Annotated in this window: 11 protein-coding genes; all 11 read left to right on the top strand. The window is 33.3% G+C overall.

Annotated elements, in window-relative coordinates:
- Positions 1-528 precede the first annotated feature (528 nt).
- The 11 genes from ACZ5N4_RS24800 (at position 529) to ACZ5N4_RS24750 (ending at position 13,585) form a co-directional block, all read left to right on the top strand.
- A complete protein-coding gene (locus tag ACZ5N4_RS24800; protein ID WP_464205264.1) occupies positions 529-1,926 on the top strand; it encodes a peptide MFS transporter in 1,398 nt (465 codons plus the stop codon).
- A gap of 91 nt (positions 1,927-2,017) precedes the next feature.
- A complete protein-coding gene (larE, locus tag ACZ5N4_RS24795) occupies positions 2,018-2,821 on the top strand; it encodes an ATP-dependent sacrificial sulfur transferase LarE (protein ID WP_464205262.1) in 804 nt (267 codons plus the stop codon).
- An 803-nt stretch (positions 2,822-3,624) separates the two neighbouring features.
- The gene (gene cooS, locus ACZ5N4_RS24790; RefSeq protein ID WP_464205260.1) at positions 3,625-5,517 is read left to right on the top strand and encodes an anaerobic carbon-monoxide dehydrogenase catalytic subunit; all 1,893 of its coding nucleotides are present in this window, start codon (positions 3,625-3,627) and stop codon (positions 5,515-5,517) included.
- A gap of 222 nt (positions 5,518-5,739) precedes the next feature.
- On the top strand, positions 5,740-6,516 hold the full coding sequence (locus ACZ5N4_RS24785; protein ID WP_464211043.1) for an ATP-binding protein: 777 nt from the start codon (positions 5,740-5,742) through the stop codon (positions 6,514-6,516).
- A gap of 1 nt (position 6,517) precedes the next feature.
- Positions 6,518-8,194: a formate--tetrahydrofolate ligase gene (locus ACZ5N4_RS24780; protein WP_464205259.1), complete on the top strand. Its 1,677-nt coding sequence runs from the start codon at positions 6,518-6,520 to the stop codon at positions 8,192-8,194.
- Positions 8,195-8,213: 19 nt separating this feature from the next.
- Positions 8,214-8,846, top strand: a complete 633-nt coding sequence (locus tag ACZ5N4_RS24775; RefSeq protein ID WP_178908512.1) for a cyclodeaminase/cyclohydrolase family protein — start codon at positions 8,214-8,216, stop codon at positions 8,844-8,846.
- A gap of 90 nt (positions 8,847-8,936) precedes the next feature.
- Positions 8,937-9,791 (top strand): bifunctional 5,10-methylenetetrahydrofolate dehydrogenase/5,10-methenyltetrahydrofolate cyclohydrolase, encoded by an 855-nt coding sequence (locus tag ACZ5N4_RS24770; RefSeq protein WP_464205256.1) that lies wholly within the window; start codon positions 8,937-8,939, stop codon positions 9,789-9,791.
- Positions 9,792-9,817: 26 nt separating this feature from the next.
- Positions 9,818-10,471 carry a methylenetetrahydrofolate reductase C-terminal domain-containing protein gene (locus tag ACZ5N4_RS24765; protein ID WP_464205254.1) on the top strand — a complete coding sequence of 218 codons (654 nt, stop codon included), beginning with the start codon at positions 9,818-9,820 and terminating at the stop codon, positions 10,469-10,471.
- Between the two features lie 17 nt (positions 10,472-10,488).
- Entirely contained in the window at positions 10,489-11,364 is an 876-nt protein-coding gene (locus tag ACZ5N4_RS24760; RefSeq protein WP_464205252.1) for a methylenetetrahydrofolate reductase, read from the top strand.
- 23 nt (positions 11,365-11,387) lie between these two features.
- Positions 11,388-12,767, top strand: coding sequence for a dihydrolipoyl dehydrogenase (gene lpdA, locus ACZ5N4_RS24755; protein WP_464205250.1), 1,380 nt, complete (start codon positions 11,388-11,390; stop codon positions 12,765-12,767).
- A 47-nt stretch (positions 12,768-12,814) separates the two neighbouring features.
- A complete protein-coding gene (locus tag ACZ5N4_RS24750; protein WP_464205248.1) occupies positions 12,815-13,585 on the top strand; it encodes an ATP-binding protein in 771 nt (256 codons plus the stop codon).
- The last annotated feature ends 5 nt before the right edge of the window (positions 13,586-13,590 follow it).

The following is a 13,590-nucleotide window of genomic DNA, read 5'->3' as shown; positions in this document are numbered from 1 at the left end:
TAATACTGTAAAAAATGAATCTGTACTGTAAAAAATGAAATCAAACAGTAAAAAATTAATATGTATTTTAATTAAAAAATTATAAACTGGTAATGAAAAAGAGATTTTTTTAACAAATATCTATAAAAATGAATCGAAACAATGAAAAAATGCAAGAATAAGAGAAAGTGATACATTTTGAATAAGACGGAAAACTTGTAAAACTAAATTAAAAATAATGAAAAAATTCAAAAAAATAATATAACATTTATAATTATGCAATGATTATATAATATGAAAAAAATAAGGCGCTTATTAAGAATGCTTTGATTGCAAGAAAATCAAGAAAAATAAACTTCTTAGAAAGCAGGATTATTCATTTTGAAGTTTGTTTTTAATGTGCATATATATGCATATTAAATGAAAACGTTGTGATAAATAGTAATTCAAATAGCCAGAGGAAATAAATGATATCTTGCCAAGAAGAAAATATAATGATAAAATAATTTCGAAAATAGAAAATTAAAATACATAGGAAGAAGGGATAACATGGAACTTTCAAAAAAGAATGGACAAGTTCAAAATGAAACAGGTAAAATGAAACATCCACCAGGATTGTATATGCTATTCTTTACAGAGGCATGGGAAAGATTCAGTTACTATGGTATGAGAGCATTATTGGTGTTATATTTAACATCTAGCTTAATATCTGGTGGTTTAGGTTTTGATAAGGCTGAAGCGATGAGCCTATATGGTACATTTACTTCATTAGTTTATTTAACTCCTATAATTGGTGGATATCTTTCAGACAGATTTTTAGGACAGAGATTGGCCGTTACTATCGGTGGTATAACAATGGCTGCAGGACAATTCGCATTATTTTCAAGCCAAACTAAAGGCGCGCTATATTTAGGATTATTTTTACTTATAATAGGAAACGGTTTTTTTAAACCAAATATATCTACTATAGTTGGTCAATTATATCCAGAAGGAGATAAAAGAAAAGACGCAGCATTCACTATCTTCTACATGGGAATAAACTTAGGTGCATTTATAGCTCCGCTAGTTTGTGGTACTTTAGCAGAAAATATATTTGCAGTTAGACAAGGCGGAGAAGTTATTCACTATGGATTTAAATATGGTTTCTTAGCTGCTGGTATAGGTATGGTTGTAGGACAACTTGTATTTAATTTATTAGGTAACAAATACCTAGGTGACCTTGGAAAGAAACCAGTTGGAAAAGTTAAGAAAGCTGATGATGGTTCACAAGAAGATGTAAATAGACCATTAACTGCACAAGAAAAAAGAAGAACTGCAGTTATATTTATACTAGTTGCATTCGTTATATTCTTCTGGACAGGTTTCGAGCAAGCTGGAAGTTCAATGACAATTTATACAAAAGACTTTATAAATAGAAATGCTTTTGGAACAGAATTACCGGTATCATGGTTCCAATCCTTAAATCCAGTATTCATAGTAATTTTTGCTCCAATAATGGGTAAATTATGGATTAATTTAGCAAGAAGACCTCAAGGAGATTTAAATATACCTACAAAGATGGCTTCAGGTCTTATACTTTTAGGTATAGGTTTCTTACTAATGGTAGGAGCAGTTTTACAAAGAGGTGGCGCAGGAGATGATGTAGCTGTAAAAGCTAATATGTTATGGCTTGTTGGAGCTTATTGGTTTCATACAATCGGAGAACTTTGCTTGTCTCCAGTAGGACTTTCAATGGTAAGTAAGTTAGCCCCTAAGAAGTTTGCATCATTACTTATGGGAGTTTGGTTTATAAGCTCATCAGTTGCTAACAAGTTGGCAGGAGTGCTAGCTGGATTCATGGATCAATTAGGACATATGGAAATTTTCGGTGGAATTGCAGTAGCAGTAATAATTTGTGGTTTTATATTGTTATCATTAAACAAAAAACTTACAGCTATGATGGAATAATATATACTTAAACTATAGAAGTCATGGTAAAATAAACGTAATTGTTTATTTTACTGTGGCTTTTTTTAATAATAATTTGGAGGTAATAAAAATGATAGAAAATAAAAAATATAGAGATTTAATTAGTTACTTGAAACAATTGAATAAAGTAGTCATTGCATTTTCAGGAGGAGTAGATAGTACTTTTTTAGTAAAAGCAGCAAAAGAAGCTCTAGGAGATAATGTTATTGCGGTAACAGTGGTATCACCATATATACCTAAATGGGAGATTGAGGAAGCGAAACTAATTACGAAAAGCATTGGAATAAGGCATGAACTTTTAGAGGTACCTGTAATTATAGATGAAATAAAATTTAATCCCTTAGATAGATGCTATTTATGCAAAAAGGCTGTTTTTACTAAAATAAAAGAATTAACAAAAAAATGTGGATTTCAATATGTAGTTGATGGTACAAATGCTGATGATACAAAAGATTATAGGCCAGGTCTTAGGGCGTTAAGTGAACTTGGTATTAAGAGTCCACTTTTAGAAAAGGGAATAACAAAATCAGAAATACGAGAATTTTCAAAGGAACTTAATCTTCCTACTTGGGATAAACCTTCTTATGCTTGTTTGTTATCTAGAATCCCATATGATGAAGAAATAAAAGTTAAAGATCTTGATAAAATAGAAAAATCAGAAAAATATCTTATGGATTTAGGTTTTAGGGCTATACGAGTAAGATGTCATGGAGATTTAGCTAGGATAGAAGTTCCTAAAGAACAGATATCTAAAATAACTGAAGGTGATTTAGGTGAAAAAATATCAAAATCACTAAAGGAATTCGGATTTAAATATGTAACTTTAGATATGGATGGTTATAGAACTGGTAGTTTAAATGAGGGATTGGTATAGAATACAAAGCCTGAATAATAGTTATTAAACTTTTAGTCAGGCTTTATTTTTTTATTCATAGTAACTTTTAACTACTATAAGTAGTTTATTTATCAAATAAATGCATTTGAAATATTATATGTCGAAATATAAAGGTATAGGGTTAACTAAAAATCAATGGATTTAGCTATGTAACTGAGAATTTTCTGAAATCTGTTAAATTAAAATAAAACTTTACTAAAAATTTAACAAACTCTAAAAGTATTTTTACAATAATTGCATAAAATTATAGTTAAAATCATATATTAATTGATTATAGATAAGTTTTTTAATTTGTCAACTAAAGTAATGTAATTTATTCTATAAGAATTTTGAATAGTATAAACTGTATATAAAATAAAAAACATTTTGCAATTAAAGAAGAAAATGTGATAAAATAAATCTAAGAAGACATGAAATATTAAATTTTTTTAGTAATTTTTTAAAAAAATGGAAATATACATATAACGAATGGTAAGTATTTGAAATTTATTTATAAAAAATATAAGAGATTCTATATGTAAAAACATGTAAAAATTATTTTTTATTATTGTTCTTATATCCAATCCTTCAACAAAATATTTAAATTTTTTTTAAAAATGAATGTTTAAAATTTAACATTTTTTCTTAAGACATCTTTTCTTTTTTATATAAAAGCATTATAATTATAATTGTGGTCATTCAAAATATTTCAAATATATTAAAAATTAGGGTTTTAGGTAAGAATAAGGAACTAATTCTTCAATTATAATAGAGTTAGTTTTGGTAAGGAGGGAATATTAAAAATGAGTGAAAAAGTACTTTCAATTGACAAAACTACGTTGGACATGCTTGATAAGGCTAAAAAAGACGGGGTGGAAACAGCTTGGGACAGAAAAGAAGCTCTAAAAGCACCTTGTGGATTTGGTGCTGCTGGTGTATGTTGTAGAAACTGTACCATGGGACCTTGTAGGGTAAGCCCAGTTCCAGGTAAAGGTGCAGAAAGAGGTATTTGTGGTGCCACAGCAGATGTTATCGTTTCCAGAAACTATGCTAGAATGGTAGCAGGTGGTACAGCAGCTCACTCAGACCATGGTAGAAGCATTTGCTTAGATTTATACCATACAAGTCCAGATGGAGACATAAAGGTTAAAGATGAAAAGAAATTAATGAAGGTTGCAGCGAGATTTGGAGTAAAAACTGAAGGTAGAGATATATATGAAATAGCTCATGAGCTTGCAGCAACAGGTTTACAAGATTATGGAAGACAATTTGGAGAGCCTTGCCTACCACCGACACTTCCAGAGAAGAGAAGAGAAATATGGAGAAATTTAGGCATATATCCAAGAGCTGTTGATAGAGAAATAGCTTCTGTAATGCATGCAAGCCATATAGGTTGTACTGCAGATGCTGAAAGTATGATTAAAATAGCAATGAGATGTTCATTAACTGATGGTTGGATGGGATCATACATGGCTACAGAATTCAGTGATATTATGTTTGGAACACCAAAAGCTAGACATACTGAAGCTAACCTAGGCGTTTTAGAAGATAATCAAGTAAACATAGTATTACATGGACATGAACCAACTCTTTCAGAAATGATAGTTGCAGCGGCTGAATTGCCTGAAATGATTGAATTAGCAAAATCAGTAGGAGCAGATGGAATAAACCTTTGTGGTATGTGTTGTACAGCTAATGAAGCTACAATGAGACATGGAGTTAAATTAGCTGGTAACTTTATGCAACAAGAATTAGCAGTAGTAACTGGAGCTGTTGAAGCTTTAGTAGTTGACGTACAATGTATATTCCCTGCATTAGCTAAATTATCAGAAAGCTATCATACTAAATTCATAACAACTTCACCAAAAGCTCGTATTAAAGGATCAACTTTTATAGAGTTAGATGAAGAAGATAGAATGGGATCAGCTAAGAAGATAATAACAGAAGCTATAATGAACTTTAAAAATAGAGATAGAAGCAAGGTTATGATACCAGAGCTTAAATCTGAAGCAGAAGTTGGATATAGTGTTGAACAAATATTAAATAAATTAGATGGAGTTGTTAACTCTCATATAGGACCAATGCAATCAGCAAAACCTCTAGCAGATGTAATAGTTGCAGGAGTTATAAGAGGAGCTGCAGGTGTAGTTGGATGTAACAATCCAAAGAACGTTCATGATGAAGGACATATTGAAGTAATAAAAGGTTTGATTAAAAATGATATAATAGTAGTAGTAACTGGTTGTTCAGCTCAAGCAGCAGCTAAACACGGATTACTTAGAAAAGAAGCAAGAGAACTTGCTGGTCCAGGACTTAAAAAGGTATGCGAGCTAGTAGATATACCACCAGTACTTCACATGGGATCATGCGTAGATATAAGCCGTATTTTAGAGTTAGTTGGAACAACTGCAAATCACTTGGGTGTAGACATGAGTGACTTACCAGTAGTTGGTGTAGCTCCAGAGTATATGTCAGAAAAAGCTATAGCAATAGGTACTTATGTTGTAACTTCAGGTATAGACACATGGCTTGGAGTAGTTCCTCCAGTTACAGGTGGTCCAGAAGTTGTGGATATCTTAACTAATAGAATAGAAGAGTGGGTAGGAGCTAAATTCTTTGTAGAACCAGATCCACATAAAACTGTTGAGCAAATAGTTGCTAGAGTTAACGAAAAACGTAAAAAGTTAGGAATATAAATATTACACTAAATTTATAAGCAAAAGTTATGCCAAATATAAAACAGTGTAAAGTTAACATTTCTAGAACTAAAATATCAAAATGATACCAAAAATAACTCAAAATGATAACAAACTCTAATTTGTTATCATTTTGAGATAAATTATGATTAAATATTAGTTTTTTATAGCAAGCTACACATAACAGTTCTGGCGGCACAAAAGGAGGTACTACATATGAAAATGAAAATGGCTATCACAGGAAAAGGCGGAGTAGGAAAAACTACATTTTCGGCTATAATGAGCAGAATATACGCAGAAGAAGGGTATAATGTTTTAGCTGTGGATGGGGATCCAGATCCTAACTTAGCCTTAGCACTAGGTTTTCCTCAAGAGTTAATTGACGAAATTGTTCCTATATCAGAAATGAAGAAACTAGTAGCAGAGAGAACAAACTCTACACCAGGATCTTTTGGTAAAATGTTTAAGATAAATCCAAAGGTTGATGACATTCCAGAAAGATATTGTAAGGAACATCATGGTGTAAGGCTTTTAACAATGGGAACAGTAGATACAGGTGGAACTGGATGTATTTGTCCAGAGAATGTTCTTCTAAAAAAACTTACATCACATTTGATTCTTCAAAATAAAGATATTGTGATTATGGATATGGAAGCCGGTATAGAGCATCTAGGAAGAGGTACTGCTCAGGGGGTAGACGTATTCATTGTTGTTGTAGAACCCGGAATAAGAAGTATACAAACATATAAACATGTAAAAAAGCTTGCAAAGGACTTAGGGATAGAGAAAGTTTTTGTAGTAGCAAATAAGATTAAAAATGAAGAAGATAAAAAATATGTACTTGAAAATATAGATACAGATGTCTGTCTCGGATTTATACATTATCGTGAAACTGTGGGAAGTTCTGATAGGGTTAATAAATCTCCATATGATTGCAGTAATGAAACTGTACAGGAGATTAAAAAAATAAAAGAAAAATTAGAGATGGGGGTATTCTAAAATGGGTTTTAAGTCAGATATTGAAATTGCACAAGAATGTAAAATGCAAGACATTAGGGAGGTAGCTTCTAAATTAGGTTTTACAGAAGATGATATTGAGCTTTATGGAAAATATAAAGCAAAAGTAGATTACAATCTTTTGAAGAAAACGCCAGGAAAAAATGGTAAGTTAATATTATGTACAGCAATCAATCCAACACCAGCAGGTGAAGGAAAAACTACTACATCAATAGGTGTAGCAGATGCTTTATCAAAAATAGGTAAAAATACAATAGTTGCATTAAGAGAACCTTCACTAGGACCTGTATTTGGAGTAAAAGGAGGAGCAGCAGGTGGCGGATATGCTCAAGTTGTTCCAATGGAAGATATAAACCTTCACTTTACAGGTGATTTCCATGCAATAGGAGCAGCAAACAACCTTTTAGCTGCAATGATAGACAACCATATATATCAAGGAAACGCTTTAGATATCGACCCAAGAAGAATTGTTTGGAGAAGATGCGTTGACATGAACGACAGACAATTAAGATTTGTTGTTGATGGTATGGGTGGAAAAGCAAATGGAATGCCAAGAGAAGATGGATTTGACATTACTGTTGCTTCAGAAATAATGGCTATATTCTGTTTAGCAACTGATATAAATGATTTAAAAGAAAGATTAGCTAGAATAGTTGTAGGCTATACAAGAAGTGGAGCTCCAGTAACAGCTGGACAAATAAATGCTCACGGTGCTATGGCTGCACTACTTAAAGATGCTTTAAAACCAAATTTAGTTCAAACACTTGAAGGAACACCAGCATTTGTACATGGTGGACCATTTGCAAACATAGCTCATGGATGTAACTCAATAATGGCTACAAGAATGGCTACTCATTTTGCTGACTATGTAGTTACAGAAGCAGGATTCGGTGCTGACCTTGGAGCTGAAAAGTTCTTAGACATTAAGTGTAGAATGGCTGGATTAAAACCAGATGCTGTTGTAATAGTTGCTACAGTAAGAGCACTAAAATACAACGGAGGAGTACCAAAGGCTGAATTAAATAATGAAAACTTAGAAGCTCTTGAAAAAGGACTTCCAAACTTATTGAAACACGTTGAAAATATAACTAAGGTATATAAATTGCCAGCAGTAGTAGCAATAAATGCATTCCCAACTGATACAGAAGCAGAATTGAAATTAGTTGAAACAAAGTGTAAGGAATTAGGCGTTAACGTTAAACTTTCTGAAGTTTGGGCAAAAGGCGGAGAAGGTGGAGTTGAAGTTGCTAAAGAAGTTGTAAGATTAATAGAAGCAGGCGAAAATCAATTCCAATACGCTTATGATTCTGAACTTCCAATAAGAGATAAAATAAGAGCTATAGCTCAAAAGATATATGGAGCTGATGATGTAATATTTACAGATCAAGCTAACAAAGAAATTGATGACTTAGAAAAGAATGGTTTTGGAAAAACTCCAATATGTATGGCAAAAACTCAGTACTCATTAACTGATGATCAAACTAAACTTGGAAGACCTACAGGATTTAATGTAACTGTAAGACAGGTAACAGTTTCAGCAGGTGCAGGCTTTGTTGTTGCATTAACTGGTTCAATAATGAAAATGCCAGGACTTCCTAAAGTTCCAGCAGCTGAAAGAATAAATGTTGACGAAAGCGGAGTAATAAGCGGATTATTCTAAGATTTAGGAGGACAAGGCTATGAAACTAGCAGATAAGACTAGTACAGAGTTTATAGAAGTTCTTGCTTCTAAAGCCGCAGTTCCAGGTGGTGGTGGTGCAGCAGCTTTAACTGGTGCAATAGGAATGGCACTTGGAAGTATGGTGTGTAATCTAACTATAGGCAAGAAAAAATTTGCTGAGTTTGAAGAGAAGGTTAAAGGTATATTAAACAGAGCAGAAGAGCTCCAAAAAGAGCTATTAAAAATGATAGACGCAGATGCAGAATGCTTCCTACCTCTTTCAAAAGCTTATGGAATGCCTAAAGACACTGAGGAAGAGAAGAAATTAAAAGAGGAAACCTTAGAAAAGTGTTTAAAAGATGCATGTGAAGTTCCAGTAGCGATAGTTAAGCTAGCTTATGAATCTATAAAATTACATGAAGATTTAGTAGATAACTGCTCAATGCTTGCAATAAGCGATGTTGGAGTAGGTGTGCAATGCTTAAGAGCTGCAATATATGGAGCTCAATTAAATGTAATAATCAACATAAATTCAATAAAAGATAGCGAATATGTTGATAAGGTTAAAAAAGCGACAGAACCTCTAGTTGAAGAGGGTGTTAGAATAGCTGATGAAGTTTATGCGAAAGTGGTAAAAGCACTTTCTAAATAAAGATAATCTTCGGAAGAGGGATTATCCTCTTCCGAAGAGAAATTGTCTTAAATTTTAATCCCGAATTTTTATATGAAGGAGATAGTAAGTATGGGTCAAATAATTAAAGGAAAACCAGTTGCAGATGCTATAAGCGAAGAGTTAACTAAGGAAGTAGTAGAATTAAAGGCAAAGGGTATTACTCCGAAGCTTACAATAGTAAGAGTTGGAGCAAACGGAAGTGACCTGGCTTATGAAAGAGGGGCTTTAAAAAGATGTGATGGAATTGGAATTGCGACACAAGTAGTAGAGCTCCCTGAAGATATAATACAAGAAGATTTTATAAAAGAACTTAAAAAAGTAAACGAAGATAAATCAACTCATGGAATTCTAATTTTTAGACCTTTCCCAAAACAACTTGATGAAAGTGTTATCAAATATGTTATTGCACCTGAAAAAGATGTTGACTGCTTTAGTCCAGTAAACGTGGCTAAGGTTATGGAAAACGATTCTACAGGATATGCGCCATGTACTCCGTCAGCAGTTATCGAAATATTAAAACATTATAATGTACCTATGAAAGGTAAAAAAGCTGTAGTTATTGGAAGATCAATGGTTGTAGGAAAGCCAGTATCTATGCTTCTTTTAAATGAAAATGCTACAGTTACTATATGTCATTCAAGAACTCAAGATATGCCTAAAGTATGCTCAGAAGCAGACGTTTTAGTAGTTGGAATTGGTAAGGCTAAAATGATTGACTCAAGCTATGTTAAAGAGGGTGCTGTAGTTATAGATGTTGGTATAAATGTTGATGAGCAAGGAAACTTGTGTGGTGACGTTAATACAGGAGACTGTACAGAAAAAGCTTCAATGATAACACCAGTTCCAGCAGGTGTAGGATCAGTTACTACTTCAATACTTGCACAACATGTTGTAAAAGCATGCAAATTACAAAATAACCTATAAGCATTGGGTATGATGGGGGAATAAGAATGATTATTTCAGAAAAAAAGCCGTTTGAAGAAGTACTTGAATATTTAGATGGTAGTGAAAAAGTTATAATTACAGGATGTTCTTTATGTGCATCTACTTGTAAGGTAGGTGGAGAAGAGGAAGCCTTAGAAATGAAGGCGAAGTTAGAAGAGAAAGGGAAAACAGTATTAGGATATAAAATATTAGATCCTTCTTGTAATTTGTTAAAAACAAAAAAAGATTTAAAGTCCTTTAAAGAAGAGTTAAAAGAAGCTGATGCAATTCTATCATTAGCTTGTGGAGATGGAACACAAACTGTTGCAAAGCTTACAAGTATACCTGTTTATCCTGCTAATAATACAATGTTTATAGGTGAAGTAGAAAGAGTAGGACAATATGCAGAAGCTTGTAAGGCATGTGGAAACTGTCAGCTTGCATGGTCAGGTGGAATATGTCCAGTAACAATGTGTGCAAAAGGACTTTTAAATGGACCTTGTGGTGGAGCGAGAGATGGAAAGTGCGAAGTTGATCATAACAACGATTGTGCATGGATTCTTATATATAACAAGTTAAAAGATCAAAACAGACTTGATAACTTGATGGAAATAAGAGAACCAAGAGATTTCGCAATTTGTGCACATCCAAGAAAAGTAGACTTGAGAGACAAGGAATAATCTAAGGGGGATTAGAAATGAGCCTATTAAAAGATGCTTTTGAAAGAGGAGAGTTTGCAGTTACAGCGGAAATGGCGCCTCCAAAGGGTATAAATTTTTCCCACTTAATAGAATGTGCTAAAGCTATAAAGGGAAGAGCCCATGGAGTGAACGTAACTGATTTCCAATCTGCAACACTAAAGGCAACATCCTTGGCAACATGTAAAGTGTTAAAAGATTCAGGATTAGAGCCTGTTCTTCAAATTACAGGAAGAGATAGAAATAGAATAGCAATTCAGGGAGAGCTCTTATCTGCAGGAGTTTTTGGAATAGAGAATGTTTTGGCTTTAACTGGTGATTACACTATGACAGGAGATCATCCAGGAGCTAAACCAGTTTATGATTTAGATAGCGTAGGTATACTTCAGGTAGCATCTACCATATCAAGTGGAAAAGATATGACAGGCCATGAATTGAATGGAACTCCTAGTTTTTATCTAGGTGCTTGTGTAACACCAAGATATAATCCTGTAGAATTGCAAATATTGAAAATGGAAAAGAAAATACAGGCTGGTGCTAAATTCTTTCAAACACAAGCCGTATATGATATAGATACATTAAGAGATTTTAGAGAGAAGACTAAACATTTAGATGCTAAGCTTATGGTTGGTATAATTCCGCTAAAATCAGCAGGAATGGCAAAATATATGAATAATAATGTTCCAGGAATTTATGTTCCAGATGAATTAATCGAAAGAATGAAAAGTGCAGAAAATAAAATTCAAGAAGGAATAAAAATATCCGGAGAGTTTATAAGACAAGCTAAGGAACAAGGTCTTTGTGATGGAGTTCATATAATGGCAATTGGTGCTGAGGAAAATGTTCCATTGATACTAGATGAAGCGGGATTGTAAAAATAAAATAAGGAGCGATTGAAATGAAGTTAGTTGTTATTGGGGGAGGTCCAGGGGGATATGTAGCTGCGCTTAAAGCAGCTATGTTAGGTGCAGAAGTTACAATAGTTGAAAAAGGCAAAGTAGGAGGAACTTGCCTAAATGTAGGATGTATACCTACAAAAGCCCTACTTGCTTGTTCAGACATATTAAATACAGTTAAAGAAGCTAAAAAATATGGCATTCAAATCGAAGGAGATATAAAAGCTGATTTTACAACTATAATAGAAAGAAAAGAAAAGGTAGTTACTCAGCTTGTAAAAGGAATTGAATTCTTATTTGAAAGCAAGGGAGTAAAACTTGTAAGAGGTCTAGGAAAATTAGTAAGTAATAAAGAAGTTGAAGTTACAAAGGAAGATGGAACAAAGGAGAGTATACAAGCTGACAAGATAATTCTTGCTACAGGTTCTGTACCAGTAGTTCCAAAATTCCTTCCTTATGATGGCAAAAATGTAATGACTTCTGATGAGGTTTTAAATCTTAAAGAACAACCAAAATCAATAATTGTTGTTGGTGGAGGTGTAATTGGTTGTGAAATAGGTCAGTTCCTAAATAGACTTGGAACTGAAGTTAAAATAGTAGAAATGCTGCCACAACTATTACCACTTGAAGATGAAGATGTAGCAAAGATATTGCAAAGAAGCTTTAAACAAGAAAAATTAAAATTCTTTGTAGGTGATGGTATCTCAACTGTAGAAGTTGAAGATGGCAAAGTAATTGCAACTTTGAGTAGTGGTAAAAAAGTAGAAGCAGAAAAGATGCTTGTAGCTATTGGTAGAAGACCATATACTGATGGCCTTGGACTAGAAGAGTTAGGTATACAAACAGAAAGAGGTAGAGTAATAGTTAATGAGTATTTAGAAAGCAGTGTAGAAGGCATTTATGCTATAGGTGACTTAACTATAAGTCCAGATTTAGCTCATGTGGCTTCAAGACAAGGTATTGTAGCTGTAGAAAATTCTGTATTAGATAAGAAGAAAAAAGTTAGCTATAAAGCTGTACCAGGCTGTATATTTACAGAACCAGAAGTTGCTTCTGTTGGTATGAAGGAAAAGCAAGCTGAAGAAGCTGGCATCAATTATAAAGTAGGAAAATTCGATTTTAGAGGTCTTGGAAAAGCTCAAGCTATGGGCAAATTCCAGGGATTTGTAAAAGTAATTACAGATGAAAAGGATGTAATTATTGGAGCATCTATAATCGGAGAACGTGCATCAGATATGCTTGGCGAGTTAACACTAGCTTGTGAGCTTGGATTAACAGCAGAACAGGTAGGTGAAGTAATTCATCCACATCCAACTTTATGTGAAGGAATTATGGAAGCACTTCATGATGTTCATAAACAATGTGTTCATTCAGTAGAGTAACAGCATAGGGGTTACCCCTATGCATAGCAATAGGAGGAGGTTGAACTATGGGATATAAAATAGCTGTAGCAGGTAAAGGCGGCACTGGAAAAACTACTTTAACAGGTCTTTTAATAGATTACCTTGTGAAAAAGGGTCAGGGACCTATACTTGCAGTTGATGCCGACGCAAATGCAAATTTAAATGAAGTATTAGGTGTAGAAATTGAGGAAACTATTGGTGAGATAAGAGAAGATGCCAGCAAAAGATCACTTGAAGATAACTTCCCAGGAGGAATGTTAAAGGCAGATTACTTAAAATATAAATTAAGTACTGCTGTAACTGAAGGAGACGGTTATGACTTGATTGTAATGGGAAGATCCCAAGGGCCAGGCTGTTATTGTTATGTAAATGGGGTATTAAAAACTCAAATAGATTCATTATCAGGAAACTATAATTATCTTGTTGTAGATAATGAAGCTGGAATGGAACACTTAAGTAGAAAGGTAGTTGAAGAAATAGATACTTTATTCTTAATAAGTGACTGTTCCAGAAGAGGAATTCAAGCTGTAGGAAGAATAAGGCAGCTAATTGACGAATTAAAATTAAATGTTGGGCAGGTTTACTTGATAGTTAATAGAGCGCCAGATGGCAAATTAAACGAAGGTACAATGGAGGAAATTAGGAATCAACAATTAGATTTAATAGGAGTTGTGCCTATGGATCCTATGGTATACGAGTATGATACTAGTGGTAAGCCACTAGTAGAAATGCCTGAGGACTCTCTATCTAAAAAAGCACTATATGATATTTTATCTAAAATAGCATTAAAAAAATAATTTAA

The organism is Clostridium nitrophenolicum, from assembly GCF_055391695.1.
The sequence above is the reverse complement of the archived record's forward strand: the minus strand, read 5'-3'. Positions and strand labels throughout refer to the sequence as shown.

What these genes read in the sequence shown, in the direction of transcription:
- ACZ5N4_RS24800 (WP_464205264.1), top strand. Translation starts at nt 529, where the DNA reads ATGGAACTTTCAAAAAAGAATGGACAAGTTCAAAATGAAACAGGTAAA.
- larE (WP_464205262.1), top strand. Translation starts at nt 2,018, where the DNA reads ATGATAGAAAATAAAAAATATAGAGATTTAATTAGTTACTTGAAACAA.
- cooS (WP_464205260.1), top strand. Translation starts at nt 3,625, where the DNA reads ATGAGTGAAAAAGTACTTTCAATTGACAAAACTACGTTGGACATGCTT.
- ACZ5N4_RS24785 (WP_464211043.1), top strand. Translation starts at nt 5,740, where the DNA reads ATGAAAATGGCTATCACAGGAAAAGGCGGAGTAGGAAAAACTACATTT.
- ACZ5N4_RS24780 (WP_464205259.1), top strand. Translation starts at nt 6,518, where the DNA reads ATGGGTTTTAAGTCAGATATTGAAATTGCACAAGAATGTAAAATGCAA.
- ACZ5N4_RS24775 (WP_178908512.1), top strand. Translation starts at nt 8,214, where the DNA reads ATGAAACTAGCAGATAAGACTAGTACAGAGTTTATAGAAGTTCTTGCT.
- ACZ5N4_RS24770 (WP_464205256.1), top strand. Translation starts at nt 8,937, where the DNA reads ATGGGTCAAATAATTAAAGGAAAACCAGTTGCAGATGCTATAAGCGAA.
- ACZ5N4_RS24765 (WP_464205254.1), top strand. Translation starts at nt 9,818, where the DNA reads ATGATTATTTCAGAAAAAAAGCCGTTTGAAGAAGTACTTGAATATTTA.
- ACZ5N4_RS24760 (WP_464205252.1), top strand. Translation starts at nt 10,489, where the DNA reads ATGAGCCTATTAAAAGATGCTTTTGAAAGAGGAGAGTTTGCAGTTACA.
- lpdA (WP_464205250.1), top strand. Translation starts at nt 11,388, where the DNA reads ATGAAGTTAGTTGTTATTGGGGGAGGTCCAGGGGGATATGTAGCTGCG.
- ACZ5N4_RS24750 (WP_464205248.1), top strand. Translation starts at nt 12,815, where the DNA reads ATGGGATATAAAATAGCTGTAGCAGGTAAAGGCGGCACTGGAAAAACT.